The sequence below is a fragment of the Caballeronia sp. INDeC2 genome (assembly GCF_023631325.1).
In the GTDB taxonomy this organism is placed as follows: domain Bacteria; phylum Pseudomonadota; class Gammaproteobacteria; order Burkholderiales; family Burkholderiaceae; genus Caballeronia.
Genome location: NZ_JALQDG010000041.1, coordinates 142,837 through 161,159, shown reverse-complemented (window position 1 = coordinate 161,159; position 18,323 = coordinate 142,837). Strand labels below are relative to the sequence as shown.

Here is an 18,323-nt window from a genome sequence, read left to right as displayed (position 1 = left end):
ATGGTGTCGTTCGAAAGCAGTGACAGCAGTCTATGACGCTGGTCATCACGGGTTAACCCCTAGCGCAAGAAAGCACCTTTCTTTGAAACGCGCAGAATCGACGGCGCCGGCAAACGCGCTCGAGAATTTGCTATGCTGGCCGCCGGACTGAACGCACATGCGCGTTGCGTTCGCCTCATGGCGCAAAGCGCCCGTCAAACACTGGAGATACAGATGGCAAAAGGATATTGGGTCAGCGTGTACAAGAAGATCATGAAGCCCGAGCAAGCGGCCGACTACGCGAAGATTGCAACACAAGCCATTGCGGAAGGCGGTGGCCGTCCGCTCGTTCGCGGCGTCGCGGCGATGGTGCAAGGCGAAGGCGTGATCGAGCGCACGGTGGTTATCGAATTCGATTCGCTCGATGCAGCCGTCGCCGCCTATAACAGCGCGACTTATCAGCACGCGCTGGAAGTGCTGGGCGATTCCGTGGTGCGCGATTTCCGCATCGTCGAAGGCGCCGCTTAACTCATTTGCAGTGGTTTCATCGGCCGATGTTCGTGGCGTTCAAGCGCCGACGGCATCGGCCAGTTCGTTCATGTCGTTCGCGACGACATCCCAATCGCTCTCGGCTTTCAGATCGACCGTCTGGCGCGGCCCGCGCTCGTACGGACGCGCGATGAACGCAGTGCGCAAGCCGCACTTTCTCGCCGCGGCGAGATCGTCGTTATGCGCGGCGACGAGACAGACTTCTTCCGGTTTCAACATCAACACATCCGCTGTGCGCAGATAGGCTTGCGGATCGGGCTTGTAAATCTGCGCGATCTCCGCGCCGAGAATCGCATCCCAAGGCAAGCCGGCGCGCTTCGCCATATCCACCATCAGCCTGATATTGCCGTTCGAAAGCGGCGCGATGACATGGCACGCCTTGAGCCGTTGCAGGCCCGGTATCGAATCGGGCCACGGATCGAGCCGATGCCACGCGAGATTGAGTTCGTCGAGCACATCGGACGGTACCGCTTTCGGATCGATGCCGAATTCCGGCAGCAGATCCACGAGATTCTCGCGATGCAGCACATCGAGCCGCACGAACGATCGCTCGCCGCTGATGATCTTGCGCATCGCGGGCACGTAGCGGCTGCGCCACGCATCGGCGAAAGCTTCAGGCTGCGCGCCTGCTGCGCCGTAACGTTGCAGGAAAGGCGCGGCCTCGCGCGCCACGCCGGCGCGCCAGTCCACGACAGTGCCGAATACATCGAATACGAAGGCTTTCACGTCTTGCAAGGACACGTCGTTGCTCCATTGATTCATTCATCTGATCGATTCGCCCGCGACGCATTTGTTCCTCGCGCGCAAGACTGATTGTCCATCGCGTGTGTACGCAACGAATCTCGAACGGCCTACATTACGACCCATCGGCCATCGGTCCGATCCGCAACAGGCCCACATCACATCTATCGAGGTTCATCATGAGCAACGCAAACAAAGTCGCTATCGTTACCGGTGCATCGCAAGGCATCGGCGCTGAGATCGTCAATGCATTTCGCGCGCAAGGTTATCGCGTCGTCGCGACCGCACGTTCCATTCAGCAGCCGGACGATCCGAAGGTCGTGGCTGTCGCGGGCGATATCGGCGATCGCGCCACCGCGCAACGCGTCGTCGAGGCGGCGATCTCCACGTTCGGCCGCATCGATACGCTCGTCAACAATGCCGGTATCTTCATCGCCAAGCCTTTCACTCAATGTACGCAGGAAGATTATGCGGCGGTTCTGAACGTGAACCTGAACGGATTCTTTCATGTCGCGCAACTCGCCGTCGAGCAGATGGAGAAGAACAAGAGCGGGCATATCGTCAGCATCACGACGTCGCTCGTCGATCATGCGGTGAGCGGCGTGCCTTCGGTACTGGCTTCGCTGACAAAGGGTGGCCTGAATGCCGCGACGAAGTCCCTGGCCATCGAATATGCGAAGTCCGGCATTCGCGCGAATGCGGTGTCGCCCGGCATCATCAAGTCGCCGATGCACGCGCCCGAAACGCACGAAGCGCTAGGCGCCCTGCATCCGATGGGACATATCGGCGAAATGAGCGACATCGTGAACGCGGTGCTGTATCTTGATTCGGCGCCGTTCGTGACGGGCGAAATCCTGCACGTCGACGGCGGTCAAAGCGCCGGACATTGATCGATTCTTCACCGGTTGCGAATGTGCCTTAGCGGGCGCATCGATGTTTCCGACTCAAGGAGATCGCCATGCCGATGGTCACCATTCAGGTCACACGCGAAGGCAATAAGCCCGGCACGAATGCCGTCACCGCCGATGAGAAAGCGCAACTCATCCAGGGCGTTAGCCAGTTGTTGCTCGACGTGTTGAACAAGCCGCTCGACGCCACATTCGTCGTGATCGAAGAAGTGGAGATGGAGAACTGGGGTGTAGGCGGTTTGCCGGTGCAGGAATACAGGCGGCGCAAGCAGGAAAAAGAAGGTTGATGCACCGGCATCGCCGCATGAAGAATCGCGGCGATGCCGGTGTATCGCAGTCTTATTGCCCTGGCGCGTAGAGATCGAGTAGCTTCAGCGTGACGCCATTGGTCCATCCGAAGCCATCCTGCAAAGGATATTCACCGCCTCCTCCGCCGCCCGTTCCCTCGCCCTCCACGATGTACTTCTCGACAAGCTTCTGCTGCGTCTTGTAGACGTTATTCACGTCGGCGAGAAAGCGCGTGCCGATCTGCTGCGCGAGATCGCTGCGTCCGTATCGCTTCAAACCTTGTATTGCGATCCAGTGCAATGGCGCCCAGCCATTCGGCGCATCCCATTGCTGCTTGGTGTTGTACGTGGTCGTAGTGAGCCCGCCCGGCTTCAGCAACATCGCTTCGACCGTCTCCGCCGTCTTGTGTGCGCGCTCCGGCCACGCCGCGTTCGCAAAGAGCGGATAAAGCATCGCCGCCGATAGGTTATTGCGCGGCTGCGCGAGCTTCCAGTCGTAATCGCCGTAATATCCGTTCTTGTTCCAGAGATACTTGTTGATGCCGATTGCACGCTTGGCCGCGCGCCCGACGAATTCGCCCACGCAACCGAAATCGCGCGCCTCGCCGCACCCGACCGCGATCGTCGTTTCGAGGTGGAACATCAGGCTATTCAGATCGACGGGAATAATCGATGTCGTGCGGATCGTCGCGAGCGTCGTGTTGTCGCCGAACCAGCGCGAGCTGAAGTCCCAGCCGCTTTCGGCCGCCGCGCGCAGATCGCGATAGACCTCGTTCGCCGGACGATTCATGACCTGTTTTGCGGTGGCTACGTCTTCCGAATAAGATTCATCACGTGGCGTGTCGCGTTCGTCCCAATAGCGATTGAGCACGGTCTTGTCCGGCAGCATGACGACGTTGCGCACCGCACCGCCCGGTTGCAACGTATTCGCGCCCTGCATCCAGTAGTTATATTCCTTTCGCAATTGCGGCAAATACTTCTGATAAACACGTCCGCCTTCCTTGTGGGCGGCAAGTTCGACCATATAAGAGAAGAAAGGCGGCTGCGAGCGACTCACATAGTACGTGCGATTGCCATTGGGAATATGTCCGATCGTGTCGATCAGATACGCGAAGTTATCGAGCATGTCGTCGACGAGATCTTCGCGGCCGGCTTCCTGAAGACCCAGCATCGTGAAATACGTGTCCCAGTAGTAGCCTTCGCGAAAGCGCCCGCCCGGCACGACGTATTGCTTGGGCATTGGAATCAGCGAGCTATTCGGCGGCACGTTGGCGGTCGTCGTCAATCGTGTCAGTTCGGGCCAGAGCCAGTCGATATGTTCGCGCAGCGTCTGATTCGGCGGCGGCGTAATGACCTGATCCGTCGGCGGCGTGAAGTACTGTCCGACGAAGGTCTTGAGCGAAAAGCCCGGCACCGACATCTGCTGATGATAGGCTTGAACGATCTGCGCGGGATCGATCTTGGGCACCGCGTCGACGAAAGTCTTTTGATCGGGATAAACGCCCTGTGTCTGCACGGCGACGAAAAGATCGCCGTATAGCTCGCTTGGCGGAGGCGGCAGCGTATAACCGATTTGCGCGTCCGCATAGGCGAGATTCGCAGCCGCGCTCATGACGAGCCAGCCGCATAACATTGCGCGTGCCTTGAACTGGAAACGCCGCGACGCCTCGTGCGCCGCGCGATACGATGACAGTGCGATCATGCTCCCTCCTCAAAAGGATGAGTGAACCGGACTGGTCTCGCTCGGGCCGTTCTTGTTTTGATTGATTTACAGCACGGCGAAGCATCGCACGCTTGCACGGCGGTGGCAACCCTTGAAAATCGAGCTGATCGGCTATTGCATCAGACGGTGCGAGTGCCTTTGCTTGCAAGCGCAACTATATTGACGATGCCCTTGCGCGTCATCTTCGTATAAGGGCAAAAGCGCTCGGTATTGCGCACGAGTTCTTCCGCCGTCGTGCGTTCGACGCCAGGCATTTGAACGCGCACGTGCGCGGTGAGCACGAAGAGGCCGTCCATCGGATCGCGGCCGAATTCGACTGTAACGGACACGCTTGTATGCTCAACCGCGATGCCCGCGCGCGCCGCCAACAAGACCAGTGCGCCATGAAAGCACGCGGCATAGCCTGCGGCGAACAACTGCTCGGGATTCGTGCCGCCGCCGGGACCGCCGAGCGCTTGCGGCATGCGCAGGTCGAGTTCGAGATTGCCATCGTCGGAGCGGGCCACACCCGACGCGCGGCCATGACCTGCATCGCCGCCCGTGACAGTGACTGTCGTCGAATACAACGGCTGCACGTCGTGCCCTTGATACTTGTCGAGTAGGCTCACAGACGGCGGATGGAGTGGCGCCATGACAACCTTCTGAACGCTCAATGCGCCGTGCTTTGCTCGAACCATGTATCGAAGTTCACCGCGCCGAGTTGCGCTTGCGGACCCGGCAACAGCGTGTCCGCTGCGAGTTGCGCGCCGAAGTAAAGCGCGTTCTCGTCGGCGACGACCGTCCTTGCATCGCCCGTCGCTTTGAAATAGCGCTGCATGAGATCGGAAAGACGCGACTTCTCCGGGCCTGCAATTTCGACCACGCCGTTCACCGGCGCGTCGACAGCACGATTGGCGACGGCGCTCGCGACATCGCCGGAGGCAATCGGCTGTATGTACGCATCCGACAGATGCACTGCGTCTTCATTGGCGCTCGCTTTCGCAATGCCGCCGAGAAATTCGAAGAACTGCGTCGACTGCACGATCGTGTACGGCACGCCCGATTCGCGAATCAGCTTCTCTTGCGCGATCTTGCCGCGAAAATAACCGCTTTGCGCAAGGCGATCCGTGCCCACGACCGAAAGCGCCACATGATGCGCAACGCCCGCCGCCTTTTCCGCAGCGAAGAGATTGCGTCCCGACGTCTCGAAGAATTCGAGCACGGCCTTGTCTTCGAACGAAGGTGAATTGGCGACGTCGACGACCACGCGCGCATCCTGCAACGCTTCTTTCAGGCCTTTGCCCGTCATCGTATCGACGCCCGATGCCGGCGAAGCGGCGATAACTTCATGTCCGCGCGCAAGCAAGTTATTCACGACCTTGCTGCCGATGAGCCCGCTTCCACCTATCACTACGATCTTCATGATGCTCTCCTTTTAAACGATGCGCGGTTGATGAATTTTCCGTGTACGAGCACGCATCCGCTAGCGCCGTCATCGGACGCGCGGTGTTGCCTTCGATGCATCAATCGGCGATCACGAGCGATGATTCACTGTTGTTGAACATGTCGGTCGTAAGGCAATGCAGATCGAGCGCGCGCGTATGCTCGGTCATGTAATCGACAAACACCCGCACCCGCGCCGGCAAATGCTTGCGGCTGAGATAGCAGAGATAGTGTCCGCCGTCGTCTGGCGCATGTTGTGCGAGACATATGACGAGCCGCCCGGCCTTGAGCGAATCGCACACGAGATACGCGGGCAGTTGCGCGATGCCCTGCCCGCCGAGCACCGCATGCAGCATCAAGTCGATGTCGTTGAACGTTTGCATCGCCGCGAGCGAGCGCTTGAGCGCCAAGCCATCGACCTTGAACTCCCAATCGGCGATACGCCCCGCCGACGTACGGAAGTTGATGTATCGATGCTCTTCCAGTTCATCGACATGACGAGGCAAGCCGTGCTCGCGCGCGTATTCCGGCGATGCGCATACGACCATCTGCATCGGTATCAACTGCTTCGCGACGACTTCGCTGTCTTCCATATGACCATCGCGGAATGCGACATCGACACGCTCTGCCGTAAAATCGCACGGACGATCGCTCAACACGAGTTCAAGCGCAATGTGCGGATAGCGTGCATTGAAGCCGGATAGAAGCGGCGCGACGATCCTGCGGCCGAAACCCGGTGCAGATGCTATGCGCAAGTGTCCACGCGGTGGCCCGTTGCGCAGTTCGCGCATGTCCTCGAGCGCCTGCACGATGCGCTCGACGCCCGGCTGACAGTTCTTGTAGAAGAGTTCGCCCTCGCGCGTGAGCGACGTACTTCGCGTGGTGCGAAGAAAGAGACGCGCATCGAGCTGTGCTTCCAGCTTCTGCACGTTGCGGCTGACCGCGGACCGGCCAATGCCAAGGCGATCGCTTGCTTTCGCGAAGCTGCCTTCATTGGCGACGGCCAGAAAAGAAACGACGCCCGCATAACTCGTCACGAAGCTATACGCGAGCGAATCGTCGGAATGACACACAAGTTCTGATGGCATGGCGGCACGAAACGTAGTGGTTCTGTCTCACTAGACGTTCACGCGCTGCGCTTTGTGACACGCCATGCCGCTTTTCTTTTATTCTTTTATTTAACCGGCGTAAGAACCGGTTTGCCCTTGTCTTTGAGAAGCAGCACGATGAACTTCGCGGGCTTCGTGTTGCTGGCGTTGCGGCCCACCGTGTGGATATCGTCAGGGCCTTCGTAAAAGGTATCGCCCGGTTTGAGCGTCACGGCCTTGCCGCCGCGAAGCTGCATGACGATCGTGCCTTCGAGCACATACACGAACGCATGCGCATCATGGCGATGCACCGGATCCACCGCGCCCGGGGGATAGTCGACGCTGATCATTAGCGCTTCCTTGTCCGGGTATTCGGGCAGCGGTTTCGTCATGAGCTCCTTGACGATAGCTTCGGGCGCGGCCAGCGCCGTGTCCGTGACGAGCGCCGCGCATCCGAAGACGAGCGCGAGTCCCACGCGTTGAATGCTGTGCATGATCCGTTCTCCCATGATCGAATGACGGCACGAACACACTACGACAGGTTCGCCTTGTCGAGACCGAAGGCCTTGTCGGACGAACCCGGCACCGTCTGGAACGCGACATTCGCACGATTCCAGCCGTTGATCGCCATGATGGCGTAGGTCAGGTCGGACAGTTCCTTTTCCGAGAACTGCTCACGCACGCGCGCATAGAGTTCGTCGGACACGCCGTGCTCGGGAATGCGCGTGAGCACTTCGGTCCACGCGAGCGCGGCGCGTTCGCGCGGCGAGAACAAGGTCGACTCGCGCCAGATCGCTACATGATGCGTGCGCAGTTCGCGCTCGCCGTGAATCTTCGCTTCCTTCACATGCATATCGACGCAAAAGGCACAACCATTCATCTGCGATGCGCGAAGCGTCACGAGGTCGCGCGTCGTCCGCTCGATCGAACACTCCTGCAGCGCCTGACTAAACTCATAGAACTTCTTGAACAGTTCCGGTGATTGTTGAACGTAGTTGATTCGCTGCGTCATGATGGCTCCATGCCTGGTTGAAGATATCGCCGGCAATCCGCGGCCGGCATGGATGTCATCGTAAATTTGCGCGCGTTCTCGCGGTAGGCACGCGAACGTGCGCACGCTATTGCCTCGCGCGCATCAATCACAGCGGCACTACATCACGCGTTGCCGTAACGCGCCGCGATACGTTCGAGCTTGTCCGGATTGCGCTGTACTTGAATACGCACGATGCGCTCGTCTTCGATGTCGTATGTCTGCGCCGATTCGAGTTTGCCGTCGATGAAGCGCAACAGCGCCCATTCGCCATTGAGCATGACGAGTTCGAGACGCACGCCTTGTCCATAGCGCAGGAAGGCCGCATAGAACAGCTGCGCGATGCGCTTGCCGCCGAGTAGTGGCTTCGGGAAACTCTGCACGCGGCCGCCGCCATCGCCGAGGAGCGTCGCGTCTTCGGCGAGCATCGCGTGCATGGACGCGAAGTCGCCGTGTTCGATCGCATGCGCGAACGCATGCAGCAAACGCCTGTGAATTTCGCGCGGCACAGAACGGCGCGGACGCTCCTCGCGCAGTTGTGCCTTGGCGCGGCTCACGAGCTGGCGGCACGCGGCCTCCGTCTTGCCGATGATGCTCGCGACCTCCGGATAATCGGCATCGAATACTTCGCGCAGCAGGAACGCCGCGCGCGCTTCGGGCGTCAGGCGTTCGAGCAGCATCAGAAACGCCACCGACACATCGTCCGCGCGTTCGGTGACTTCTTCGGGCGTCGCGGGCAGCTCGGTGATGTGCGGTTCGGGCAACCAGATGCCCGCATAATGCTCGCGCTGCAATTTCGCGGCGCGCAGCCGGTCGATCGAATGGCGCGTCGTCACGGCGACGAGCCACGCTTCGGCATTCTCGATAGCTTCGCGCGCCGCCGCATGCCAGCGTAGCCACACGTCCTGCACGATATCTTCCGCCTCGGCGACCGAGCCGAGCATGCGATAGGCGATGCCCTGCAAGCGAGGGCGCAGCCGGTCGAATTCGCGCGTGGCGTCATCCATGAAGGCGATTCCTCGTTCGTAAGCGGAATGCGAAGCCACACATTTGAAAGGTGATCGTATATTACTCGCCTTGTATTCATGACGAACACGACGAAGCATTAAAAGTTATAAGTCATTCGGCCGTTAATATTGGAAGCCGGATTCAAACGCATCAATTCCCGTTCGTACATGAGCCAAAGAGAACCTTTGACCCGCATCATCGTTGCTACAGTCATCAGCAATGGCTTCGTCGCCTACGACTTCACCGTGTACGGCTTCTCCGCGGCCATCATCGGAAGGCTCTTCTTTCCCGCGCACGACGCCGCTTCGTCGTTATTGCTCTCGCTCGCGACATTCGGTGCGGGCTTCGTCATGCGTCCGCTCGGTGCGATGCTGATCGGCCGATACGCGGACCGGCACGGCCGCGAGGCCGGCATGCGGCTATCGATCGCGTCGATGGCGGCGGGCACCTGGCTGATCGCGTGTCTGCCGACGCATGCGTCGATCGGCGCGAGCGCGACCGTGCTGATCGTGTTTGCGCGGCTTTTGCAAGGACTCGCGGCGGGCGGCGAGATCGGCCCAGCATCGGCGCTGCTGATGGAGTCCGTGCCCTATGAACGGCGCTGCTTCATGGTCAGTTGGCGCGGTGCAAGCCAGGGCGCGGCTGCATGCGCGGCGGCGCTCGTCGGCGCGTGCACCTCCGCGTGGCTGTCGCACGAGCAACTCGTGCAATGGGGATGGCGCGTGCCCTTCGTCATCGGCGGATTGATCGCGCCGCTCGGCTGGTTTCTTCGCCGCATGCCGGGCGAAGCATCGGCAACGAAGGCGCGTCCCGCACGCACGCCGCTCGCGATCGTGCTTCGCGAACATGCACGCCCGCTCGCATGCGGCATCCTGATGATGGCCGCGCCTTCATCGAGCATCTACATTGCCGTGTTGTACATGCCGAGCTATCTCACGCATACGTTGCAACGGCCGCCGGCGATCAGCTTCCTGATCGCATCGCTCTCCGGTCTCGTGATTCTAATCGTCACGCCGCTCGTCGCGCTCGCCGCCGATCGCCTGATGAGCCGCAAGACGCTGCAATACGCATCGCTCGTCGGCGCGCTTGCTACGGCATACCCCGCGTTTCATGCGCTCACGCAAGGCGCATCGGATACGGCGGCGCTCGTGATCATCCTGCTGTATGTCGCGATCGCGCTGAACAACGCGGGCGCAGGCTCCGTGATCATGCTCGAAGCCTTTCCGAGGCATCGGCGCGCGGCAAGTCTCTCGATTATCTACACCTTCGGCGTCGTCATCTTCGGCGGCTTCTCTCCGCTCGCGGTCGCATGGCTCGTCGGCGCAACGGGCAACGTGATGACGCCCGCGTGGTATCTGCTCGCGGCGAACTGCGTGACGCTCTTCGCACTCAGCCGCTTCCCCGAACGCCCCTTGAGTGCGCGGCGTGCATGCGCATGACGGGATCGTTGGCCGCCGCACGCAGCAAATCGAGCGCGCGCAGACGCATTTCCTGCGGACTCACGTCGAACGCGCGACGAAACGCACGCGTGAAATCCGATGCGCTCTTGAAGCCGAGACCGAATGCGATATCGGCGATATGAAGGTTCGGGAAGCGCGCGAGTTCATCGGCCGCTTCGCGCAGCCGGCGATGCCGAATGTGGGCGGCGAGTCCGCCTTCCTGCTCGAACCATCGATAGATCGTCGCGCGCTTCAGACCCAGCGTATCGACGATCTTCATCGGCGTGAGATCCGCCTCATGCAGATGCGTCTCGACATAACGCTTCACCTGGCTTTTCACCGCCGTTTGCAGCGCGGCGCGCGAATCGTGCAATGCATGCGGTTTGTCGGCGAATGCCGCGAGCAAGAGTTGCGCGCCGGCTTCGAGCGCGTCGATGGCATCGGGCCGTTTGAGCGTAGGCAGTTCGCGCGCGGTGGCATCGAAATGCTGGAAAACGAAACGCGCGAGTGGCGCGTCGTCGGGCACGACACGGCCATGCAGCGCATCGCTGTCGGCGATATGCGCGGTTACGACCGAACGCGGCACGAACATCGTCAGCACGCGGCACGCCGGACGTTCGACGCGGAATCGCTGGTTCAGATCGAACGCGACGATGCCGCGCACCGAGCCCGGCGCACTGCGCTTCACGCTCAGGCCGCTGACAAGGCCGGACTCGCCTTGCGCATACACGTGGAACGCAAAATCGCGGCGCGTGTCGGTCGAGACGCGTGCAATCGATCGCTCGAGCACCAGCGCTTCGGTGCGCGCCTCCGTGAACACGAGCCCGCCCGCCGCATGTAGATCGATGCTGCCCGCAAAGCCGCGCGCAATCCGATCATTGTCGGGAAGCACATCGACCACATGCCCGACGCGATCGCGCCATGCGAGCAATTGGCGCTCGCGCGGCAATGCCTGCGTCGAGAAATGGGTGAACAGCGTGGGCGGATCGGAATCGGCGGGCATGGGATCGATGTCGGTCCAGATTGTCCTTTTGGGTCAGCGGTGCGCACGATGCGCACCAGCAAATGAGACGCATGGTAAAGCGTATTCAAAATGCAGGTATATCGTGTTGAACGAGGAGCAGCGTGTGCGGCGTCGCGGGCGGTTCAGGTCGGCGATTCTTGGCCGTCCTCCCGCCGTCACATCGCTGTCTCCCATACACAAAGATAACGGCTGATCAAGACCAAAATACAGCCACGCAGCAAAAAATCGACGTTTCGGGGCGTCAAAATGGAAAAATCGAATATCTCGCGAGTCAGGCGCGAAGCGCGGGCCGCGCGAGCGGCGCTCAAGCCCGCGCACGTCGCGGACGCGCAGCTCGATCATCTGGAGCGCATGATCCGTTCGCTCGTTCTGGCGGGCAATCAGAAGGCGTTCGCCTGTCTCGATCACGCCTACTGGAAAAGGCGGCTCGCCGCGCTCGGCGACGAAAGCGATCTCGTGTCCACCCAGCGCGCTCGCGTACTGCGCCTTTTCGATCTTCTCGCGCAGGATCATGCCGCCGGCCCTGACAAGGCCGCTGCATAGGTTTCCGCCAGACGTGCGTGCGGAATGCAAAAGGCAAAAGGGCATTCCGAATGCAAAACGCAACATGCCAGCCATAGGCAGCAAGTTGATTGCAAGGCCAGCCTGAGAGAGCACGATCGACGCGGCGTCGTTTTTGACCGTCGCCTCGAAAAATGCTATTACGACGGGGCTTCGCGTCCCGCGCATGCATCGCGAAGAACACGCGAGGTCGTGCGCGGAACGCGAAAGCTCCTCGTAATCGCATCGGCATTCAAAGCGATGCGCGTCAGCTCAAGGTCACCGTGAATCCCACAACCCTCGCTCCCTGGTTTGCCCACGACACTCAACTTCTGATCGCCTGCGCGCTCGGCCTCGCGATCATCATCGTTTCCATCAGCGTGCTCAAGCTCGCGCCGTTCCTGTCCATTCTCGTGGGCACGTTCGCGGCGGGGTTCACCGCGCATCAACCGCTCGAAGCGATCGCGCAAGCGTTCAGCAAGGGCGCGGGCGCGCTGCTCGGCGACGTCGGCATCATCATCGCGCTCGGCGCCATGCTCGGCGCGCTGATGGCCGAGTCCGGCGCGGCCGACCGGCTCGTCACCACGTTGCTCGATCATTCGACGCCACGCCGCCTGCCGTGGATGATGGCGTTCGTCGCGATCATCGTCGGCTTGCCGCTCTTCTTCGAAGTCGGGCTCGTGATGATGGTGCCGATCATTTTCGTCATGGCGCGCCGCGCAAAGCAGCCGATCCTGCGTATCGCGATACCGGCGCTTGCCGGCATGACGACGCTGCATGCGTTGTTGCCGCCGCATCCGGGTCCGCTGATCGCGGTGAGCGCGCTGCATGCCGATCTCGGCCTGACGCTCGGGCTCGGCCTCGTCGTCGCGCTGCCCGCAGTGATTCTCGCCGGGCCGCTCTATGGCATCTGGCTGTCGAAACGACTGCATATCGAAGAGCCCGAGGAAATGGGCAAGCTCTTCACGGCGCATGAGGACGGTGCATCGACGCCCGGCTTCGCGATCTCGCTCGCGACGATCCTGCTGCCCGTCGTGATGATGCTCGGGCGCACCGTCGCCAAGCTCGCGCTCACGAAAGACACGCTGCTCTACGATACGCTCGATTTCGTCGGCGAGCCGCTCGTCGCGCTGGCGCTGACGGTGCTCTTTGCGATAGCAATGCTCGGCTGGTCGCGCGGCATGGCGCGCGAGCGCGTGGGCGGCATCCTGCGCAAGAGCCTGCCGCCGATCGCGGCGCTCCTGCTCACGATCGGCGCGGGCGGCGGCCTGAAGCAGATGCTCGTCAACGCGGGCATCAGCGCGACCATCGGCAAGATTGCGGTGGGCACGCATCTGCCGCTCATCCTGCTCGCATGGCTGATCGCGGTCGCGCTGCGTCAGGCGACGGGTTCGGCGACCGTCGCCACCACGACGACAGCGGGCATCGTCGCGCCCGTCGTGAGCGGACTCACGGCGACGCACAACTCGTTGATGGCCCTCGCGATCGGCGCCGGCTCGGTGTTCTTCTGTCACGTCAACGACGCGGGCTTCTGGATGGTGCGCGAATACTTCGGGCTCACGCTGAAGCGCACGGTCGCGGTGTGGTCCGTGTTGCAGACGATCGTCTCGGTAGTGGGACTCGTGCTGACGCTCGTGTTGTGGAACGTGCTGGCGTAAAGGCGTTCAGCAGGCTCCGACATTAGCGCACGCCCAGCTTCCACACCGTGACTTCGTGATATTCGTCGCCGGGCTTGAGCTCGGTCGACGGGAACGCCGGACGATTCGGCGAATTCGGAAAGTGCTGCGCTTCAAGCGCGAAGCCATCCGTCTGCCGATATGCCGTGCCCGACTTGCCAACGACGCTGCCGTCAAGTCCATTGCCCGTGTAGAACTGCATGCCCGGCTGCGTCGTGTAGACATCGAGCACGCGACCGCTCGACGGATCGTAGGCGCGCGCAGCGAAGCCCGGCTCTCCATTACGCTGGCCGTTCTTGTTGAGCCTCCAGTTGTGATCGTAGCCGCGCGCAAAACGCATCTGCTGATTCGACGAACGTAGCCGTGCGCCTATCGGCGTCAGCGCGCGCAAATCGAGCGGCGTATTCTCGACGCTCGCGATCTCGCCGGTCGGAATCGAATCGGCGCGCGTCGGCGTGTAGCTCGCTGCCGCGATCATGATCAGTTGTCCTTCGATACTGCCGCTGCCCTCGCCCGCAAGATTGAAGTAACTGTGATTCGTCAGGTTCAGGACGGTCGGCTTGTCCGTCTTCGCGCGATAGTCGATGCGCACTTCGTTGTCGTCCGTGAGCGTGTAAGTCACATCGACGGTGAGCGTGCCGGGAAAACCGTTCTCCCCATCCGGACTCACATAACGAAGCTGCACGCCCGCGCCCTGCGCACCTTGAAACGTCTTGACCACCGTCCAGACTTTCTCGTCGAAGCTGTGAGGACCGCCGTGCAATGTATTCGGCGGCTCGTTGACGGGCAGCTTGTAGCTATGTCCGTCGAGCTCGAAACGGCCATCGGCTATGCGGTTCGCATAGCGCCCGATCAGCGAGCCGAAGTGGATCTTGCCGTTGTACTTCTCGTAATCGCCGAGCGAGCCGAAGCCGAGCACGATATCCGCGCGACGACCGCGCCGGTCGGGCACATCGAGCCGAGTTACGATGCCACCGTAAGTGATGCAGTTCATCGACACGCCGCGTGCATTGGAGAGCGTGTACTGAGCGACCGCTTGCCCTTGTTGCGTCGCGCCATACGGCGTGGATGCGATCGACGCCGCGAAGCCATACGCCTGCATGCACGTCGCGCATGCGAAAGCGGCAAAGCGTATGAGCGTTCGTTTGACGTCCGGGATTAGCAACATAAAAGCAAGTCTATGGAATCACGCACGGAGCACGGACAGCATCGCCTATGCCTGACGCGCGCCGGGCACGCACCATGCGATCCGCAATGCACACTCGATAAGGAGCCTCTCATGAACGAACCGAACGATCGTCCGACGCCGCCGAAGCAAACGCCCGAGGATCCGAACGTGGCGGACCGCCGTCTTTCCGACGAACAAAAGGATGCGATGACAAACGAACCCGATCCGCCGAAGCGCAACGACGAAGGCAAGGAAAGCGGACTGCAGGACCCGAAGGACGTCGGCGAAGCGGGTTGATCGAAGCGCGATCGATTCCTTAGAGGAATCGATCTTCAGCAAGTACAAATTACATACGCCCCTCTCGCACGATGACAATGGCAGCGCTGTAACGCGGCTTCGTCGATGCCTTTTGTTGTATGGTATCCCTAAGCTATCGCTGCGTTCGAAGCCGCGCCCGGCGACGCGTCTCGCCGCAATAAGGAAGCAAGACGCCATGCACGATCCTGCTCACTTTCTGCCGTCCTTCGTGTGGCGCGCGACGCGAGACGGGGTGATCCAGTACGCCAATCCGTGGGCGTGCCGCTATCTTGGCATCCCCTTTCCGGAACTGGTCGGGCGGCATTGGAATGCTTTTGTCCATCCGGACGATATTCCTCCCGTGCTCGACGCACTGCGGCAAATGCGCGATGGCACGCTGCTGCGCAATGTCGATGTGCGGCTTCTCCGCAACGACGGCGCGTTCCGCTGGCACACATTGCATCTTCAGGCGCGGCGCGACGAGGAGGGAGAGATCGGCGATACGGTCGGCGTCGCCATCGATATCCATGAATGCCGTCACGCGTGGGCGATGTACGAGGCGAGCGAGCGTCGCTTGCAAGCCGCGTTCGCGGGCGCGCGCATGGGCGCGTGGGAATGGGACATGAAGACGCGCGTCGTGCGCATGACCGCGCAACTCGCCGCGCTCTACTCCTTTCCACCCGGCACCGACGCGGTGCTTCTTTCGGAAGTGTGGGACCGCGTCGCGCCCGAACATCGCGAGCCGTTTCAGCGCAAGCTCACAGAAGCCTTGCGCGATGGCGGGCCGTTCGAATTCGACTTCATGCTCGAAGGGGATCAGGGACAACGCCGCTGGCTGCGCATGCGCGGGCATCCCGAGTTCGATCGTCACGGCGTGCTCGCGCGCGTGTATGGCGTGAGCTTCGACATCAGCGCGCAACGCGCCGACGAAGAGCGCCTGAGTCTTTCTGAACGGCGTTATCGCGCACTCGTCGAAACGACGGGCGCGCTCGTCTGGTCCGCTGACGCGAACGGCGAGATCCGTCCATCAGGCGGCGAATGGGAGCAGTTCACGGGCACGACGCCGGAAGTGCTGTCCGGCTGGGGCTGGCTCGAGTACATCCATCCCGACGATCGCGAGCGCACGCAGCACGCATGGCTCGAAGCATTGCGCGACGGCGCCGCGCGCACGCTCACCTTTCGCATGTATCGGCGCGACGGGGTCTATCGCATGGTGGAGGCGCATGCCGCGCCGCTCTACGACGACAAGGGCAAATTGCAGGAATGGTTCGGCACCACGACCGATGTCACGCCGCGCTTTGAAGCACAAGCTGCAATCGAAGCGCGCAGCTTGCGTCTGACGGTGGCGATGCAGGCCGCGAAGATTCATATCGCATCGATCGAACTCGCAACGTGGACGCTCTTTCTCGAAACCGGCGGCGAGCGCCAGATCACCGAGACGCTCAGCTATGAAGCGGCGCTCGCGCGCGTGCATCCCGACGACAGCGCGACGCTCGACCGCTATGTTCGCAGCATCGCGGCAGGCGAGAACCCCGAAGGTCACTTCGAGTTTCGCGTGCGCAACCTGCACGGCGAACAATGGATGCAAGGCAGCGCCTTGCTTCAGCGCAGCAAGGACGGCGAGCCGCTGCGCATCATCGGCAGCGTGATCGACATCACCGAACGCAAGCACATGGAGCTGATGCTGCGTGAAGCGGGACGCCGCAAGGACGAGTTCCTCGCAATGCTCGCGCATGAACTGCGCAATCCGCTTGCGCCCTTGCGCACGGCTATCGCGCTGCTGCAGAAGGATGAAGACGGCGAGGCGCATCTGCGCGAGCTGATCAGCCTGATGCGCAGACAGGTCGAGCACATGACGCGTATCGTCGATGACTTGCTCGAAGTCTCGCGCATCACGCAGGGACGCATCGCGCTGCAACTCGAACCGATTCTCGTCGGCACGGCCGTGTATCACGCGGTCGAGGCCATCGCGGGCATGGTCGAGTCGCGCTCGCAAAACATTCAGGTCGATGTCTCCGATGCCACCACCTGGGTCTGCGGCGACCCCACACGGCTTTCGCAGATCCTCGTCAACGTGCTCAACAATGCGAGCAAGTACACGCCGGAGCAAGGCCTCATCACGGTAAGCGTGCAGGCCGCCGACGAATGGGTATCGATCGTCATCGCCGATACGGGCACCGGCATTTCAGCCGATCTCCTGCCGAAAGTATTCGAGCTCTTCTCGCAAGGCGAACGCACGCTCGACCGATCGAACGGCGGGCTCGGCATCGGGCTGTCGCTCGTGAAGAAGCTCGTCGAAATGCATAAAGGCACGATCACCGTGCAAAGCCCCGGGCCTGGCCTGGGCACGACCGTCACCGTGCGGCTGCCGCGTCTGCATCATCACGAAAGGCATTCGGCGCTTGCGCTCTCTGAGACGAGCATGCGCGAGGCGCGCACGGCGCTGCGCATTCTCGTCGTCGACGATAATCGCGATGCCGCCGATTCGCTCGCGATGCTATGCGAATCGGAGGGACATGTCGCGCGTGTCGCGTATTCGCCGGCGGAAGCGCTGGAAGCCGCGCCGCAGTTTCAGCCCGATGTGGCGATGCTCGATATCGGCCTGCCCGATATCGACGGCTATGAGCTCGCGCGACGCCTGCGCCGCAAAGGCGATACGTCGCCCATGCTGATCGCGATCACAGGGTATGGGCAGGCGGAAGACAGATTGCGCGCGCAGTCGGCGGGCTTCGATTATCACTTCGTGAAGCCGGTGAATGTCGAGAGTCTGCTGAAGCTCTTGTCGTCGCTGATGGTCGCGCGTTGAAAAAACGCGCACTACAATGGGCGTTCGATCAACGCCTTCGAGGACGTCATGACGTCAAAGCCCATCAGCCGCTATCCCGTTCCCGACCCGCAAGACTGGCCCGATGACATTCGCGCACGCATTCTCGAAGTGCAGGAGAAGGCGGGCTTCGTGCCGAACGTGTTCCTCACGCTCGCGTATCGGCCCGACGAGTTCCGCGCGTTCTTTGCCTATCACGATGCGCTGATGCTGAAGGACGGCGGTCTCACCAAAGGCGAGCGCGAGATGATCGTCGTCGCGACGAGCGCGGTGAACGATTGCCTCTATTGCGTCGTCGCGCATGGTGCGATTCTGCGGATCTATGAAAAGAACCCGCTCGTCGCGGATCAGGTGGCGGTGAATCATCGCAAGGCAGATGTCACGCCGCGTCAGAAGGCCATGCTCGATTTCGCGCTGAAGGTGTGCCGCGCGGCGGGCACGGTGGACGACAGCGATTTCGCCGCATTGCATGCGCATGGTTTCAGCGATGAAGATGCATGGGACATCGCGGCCATCACGGCGTTCTTCGGCTTGTCGAATCGCATGGCGAACGTGATCTCGATGCGCCCCAACGACGAGTTCTTCCTGATGGGGCGTGTGCCGAAGGAGCCGAAATAAGC

19 protein-coding genes are annotated in these 18,323 nt (G+C 61.4%); 8 read left to right on the top strand and 11 right to left on the bottom strand.

Annotated elements, in window-relative coordinates:
• Positions 1-213 precede the first annotated feature (213 nt).
• Entirely contained in the window at positions 214-507 is a 294-nt protein-coding gene (locus tag NCS28_RS26485; RefSeq protein ID WP_250516743.1) for a DUF1330 domain-containing protein, read from the top strand.
• Positions 508-546: 39 nt separating this feature from the next.
• Here NCS28_RS26485 and NCS28_RS26480 read toward each other — a convergent pair whose 3' ends face one another.
• On the bottom strand, positions 547-1,290 hold the full coding sequence (locus tag NCS28_RS26480; protein ID WP_250516742.1) for a haloacid dehalogenase type II: 744 nt from the start codon (positions 1,288-1,290) through the stop codon (positions 547-549).
• A gap of 158 nt (positions 1,291-1,448) precedes the next feature.
• Here NCS28_RS26480 and NCS28_RS26475 point away from each other — a divergent pair, with 158 nt between their 5' ends.
• A complete protein-coding gene (locus tag NCS28_RS26475) occupies positions 1,449-2,159 on the top strand; it encodes an SDR family NAD(P)-dependent oxidoreductase (protein ID WP_250516741.1) in 711 nt (236 codons plus the stop codon).
• Between the two features lie 68 nt (positions 2,160-2,227).
• Positions 2,228-2,464 (top strand): tautomerase family protein, encoded by a 237-nt coding sequence (locus NCS28_RS26470; RefSeq protein ID WP_250516740.1) that lies wholly within the window; start codon positions 2,228-2,230, stop codon positions 2,462-2,464.
• A 52-nt stretch (positions 2,465-2,516) separates the two neighbouring features.
• Here NCS28_RS26470 and treA read toward each other — a convergent pair whose 3' ends face one another.
• From treA to NCS28_RS26435, 7 genes are all read right to left on the bottom strand, one after another.
• Positions 2,517-4,166 carry an alpha,alpha-trehalase TreA gene (treA, locus tag NCS28_RS26465; RefSeq protein WP_250516739.1) on the bottom strand — a complete coding sequence of 550 codons (1,650 nt, stop codon included), beginning with the start codon at positions 4,164-4,166 and terminating at the stop codon, positions 2,517-2,519.
• A gap of 140 nt (positions 4,167-4,306) precedes the next feature.
• Positions 4,307-4,819, bottom strand: coding sequence for an Ohr family peroxiredoxin (locus NCS28_RS26460; protein ID WP_250516738.1), 513 nt, complete (start codon positions 4,817-4,819; stop codon positions 4,307-4,309).
• A 17-nt stretch (positions 4,820-4,836) separates the two neighbouring features.
• Positions 4,837-5,589 carry an SDR family oxidoreductase gene (locus NCS28_RS26455; RefSeq protein ID WP_250516737.1) on the bottom strand — a complete coding sequence of 251 codons (753 nt, stop codon included), beginning with the start codon at positions 5,587-5,589 and terminating at the stop codon, positions 4,837-4,839.
• A 100-nt stretch (positions 5,590-5,689) separates the two neighbouring features.
• A complete protein-coding gene (locus tag NCS28_RS26450) occupies positions 5,690-6,697 on the bottom strand; it encodes a LysR family transcriptional regulator (protein ID WP_250516736.1) in 1,008 nt (335 codons plus the stop codon).
• A gap of 86 nt (positions 6,698-6,783) precedes the next feature.
• On the bottom strand, positions 6,784-7,191 hold the full coding sequence (locus NCS28_RS26445; RefSeq protein ID WP_250516735.1) for a cupin domain-containing protein: 408 nt from the start codon (positions 7,189-7,191) through the stop codon (positions 6,784-6,786).
• Positions 7,192-7,229: 38 nt separating this feature from the next.
• Entirely contained in the window at positions 7,230-7,709 is a 480-nt protein-coding gene (locus NCS28_RS26440) for a carboxymuconolactone decarboxylase family protein (RefSeq protein ID WP_250516734.1), read from the bottom strand.
• 143 nt (positions 7,710-7,852) lie between these two features.
• Complete coding sequence (locus NCS28_RS26435; protein WP_250516733.1) at positions 7,853-8,734, bottom strand: RNA polymerase sigma-70 factor; 882 nt, start codon at positions 8,732-8,734, stop codon at positions 7,853-7,855.
• A gap of 186 nt (positions 8,735-8,920) precedes the next feature.
• Between NCS28_RS26435 and NCS28_RS26430 the strand changes: the two genes are divergently transcribed.
• A complete protein-coding gene (locus NCS28_RS26430; RefSeq protein ID WP_250516732.1) occupies positions 8,921-10,174 on the top strand; it encodes an MFS transporter in 1,254 nt (417 codons plus the stop codon).
• On the opposite strand, the gene NCS28_RS26425 is transcribed toward NCS28_RS26430, so the two are convergent.
• A complete protein-coding gene (locus NCS28_RS26425; RefSeq protein WP_250516731.1) occupies positions 10,125-11,177 on the bottom strand; it encodes a helix-turn-helix domain-containing protein in 1,053 nt (350 codons plus the stop codon). The two genes, NCS28_RS26430 and NCS28_RS26425, sit on opposite strands and share 50 nt — an antisense overlap.
• 33 nt (positions 11,178-11,210) lie before the next feature.
• Positions 11,211-11,711 (bottom strand): hypothetical protein, encoded by a 501-nt coding sequence (locus NCS28_RS26420; RefSeq protein WP_250516730.1) that lies wholly within the window; start codon positions 11,709-11,711, stop codon positions 11,211-11,213.
• A gap of 311 nt (positions 11,712-12,022) precedes the next feature.
• Here NCS28_RS26420 and NCS28_RS26415 point away from each other — a divergent pair, with 311 nt between their 5' ends.
• On the top strand, positions 12,023-13,396 hold the full coding sequence (locus tag NCS28_RS26415; RefSeq protein ID WP_250516729.1) for a GntT/GntP/DsdX family permease: 1,374 nt from the start codon (positions 12,023-12,025) through the stop codon (positions 13,394-13,396).
• 22 nt (positions 13,397-13,418) lie between these two features.
• Here the strand turns inward: NCS28_RS26415 and NCS28_RS26410 are convergent, their stop codons facing one another.
• A complete protein-coding gene (locus NCS28_RS26410; protein ID WP_250516728.1) occupies positions 13,419-14,516 on the bottom strand; it encodes an aldose epimerase family protein in 1,098 nt (365 codons plus the stop codon).
• Between the two features lie 177 nt (positions 14,517-14,693).
• Between NCS28_RS26410 and NCS28_RS26405 the strand changes: the two genes are divergently transcribed.
• The 3 genes from NCS28_RS26405 (at position 14,694) to NCS28_RS26395 (ending at position 18,321) form a co-directional block, all read left to right on the top strand.
• Entirely contained in the window at positions 14,694-14,879 is a 186-nt protein-coding gene (locus NCS28_RS26405) for a hypothetical protein (protein ID WP_250516727.1), read from the top strand.
• Positions 14,880-15,075: 196 nt separating this feature from the next.
• A complete protein-coding gene (locus NCS28_RS26400) occupies positions 15,076-17,685 on the top strand; it encodes a PAS domain-containing hybrid sensor histidine kinase/response regulator (protein ID WP_250516726.1) in 2,610 nt (869 codons plus the stop codon).
• Positions 17,686-17,733: 48 nt separating this feature from the next.
• Positions 17,734-18,321, top strand: a complete 588-nt coding sequence (locus NCS28_RS26395) for a peroxidase-related enzyme (protein ID WP_250516725.1) — start codon at positions 17,734-17,736, stop codon at positions 18,319-18,321.
• Positions 18,322-18,323: the final 2 nt, after the last annotated feature.

Bases quoted from the DNA above. Each gene is read 5' to 3' on its own strand.
- NCS28_RS26485 (WP_250516743.1), top strand. From the start codon at position 214: ATGGCAAAAGGATATTGGGTCAGCGTGTACAAGAAGATCATGAAGCCC.
- NCS28_RS26480 (WP_250516742.1), bottom strand. From the start codon at position 1,290: ATGAATCAATGGAGCAACGACGTGTCCTTGCAAGACGTGAAAGCCTTC.
- NCS28_RS26475 (WP_250516741.1), top strand. From the start codon at position 1,449: ATGAGCAACGCAAACAAAGTCGCTATCGTTACCGGTGCATCGCAAGGC.
- NCS28_RS26470 (WP_250516740.1), top strand. From the start codon at position 2,228: ATGCCGATGGTCACCATTCAGGTCACACGCGAAGGCAATAAGCCCGGC.
- treA (WP_250516739.1), bottom strand. From the start codon at position 4,166: ATGATCGCACTGTCATCGTATCGCGCGGCGCACGAGGCGTCGCGGCGT.
- NCS28_RS26460 (WP_250516738.1), bottom strand. From the start codon at position 4,819: ATGGCGCCACTCCATCCGCCGTCTGTGAGCCTACTCGACAAGTATCAA.
- NCS28_RS26455 (WP_250516737.1), bottom strand. From the start codon at position 5,589: ATGAAGATCGTAGTGATAGGTGGAAGCGGGCTCATCGGCAGCAAGGTC.
- NCS28_RS26450 (WP_250516736.1), bottom strand. From the start codon at position 6,697: ATGCCATCAGAACTTGTGTGTCATTCCGACGATTCGCTCGCGTATAGC.
- NCS28_RS26445 (WP_250516735.1), bottom strand. From the start codon at position 7,191: ATGCACAGCATTCAACGCGTGGGACTCGCGCTCGTCTTCGGATGCGCG.
- NCS28_RS26440 (WP_250516734.1), bottom strand. From the start codon at position 7,709: ATGACGCAGCGAATCAACTACGTTCAACAATCACCGGAACTGTTCAAG.
- NCS28_RS26435 (WP_250516733.1), bottom strand. From the start codon at position 8,734: ATGGATGACGCCACGCGCGAATTCGACCGGCTGCGCCCTCGCTTGCAG.
- NCS28_RS26425 (WP_250516731.1), bottom strand. From the start codon at position 11,177: ATGCCCGCCGATTCCGATCCGCCCACGCTGTTCACCCATTTCTCGACG.
- NCS28_RS26420 (WP_250516730.1), bottom strand. From the start codon at position 11,711: ATGATCCTGCGCGAGAAGATCGAAAAGGCGCAGTACGCGAGCGCGCTG.
- NCS28_RS26410 (WP_250516728.1), bottom strand. From the start codon at position 14,516: ATGCAGGCGTATGGCTTCGCGGCGTCGATCGCATCCACGCCGTATGGC.
- NCS28_RS26405 (WP_250516727.1), top strand. From the start codon at position 14,694: ATGAACGAACCGAACGATCGTCCGACGCCGCCGAAGCAAACGCCCGAG.
- NCS28_RS26400 (WP_250516726.1), top strand. From the start codon at position 15,076: ATGCACGATCCTGCTCACTTTCTGCCGTCCTTCGTGTGGCGCGCGACG.
- NCS28_RS26395 (WP_250516725.1), top strand. From the start codon at position 17,734: ATGACGTCAAAGCCCATCAGCCGCTATCCCGTTCCCGACCCGCAAGAC.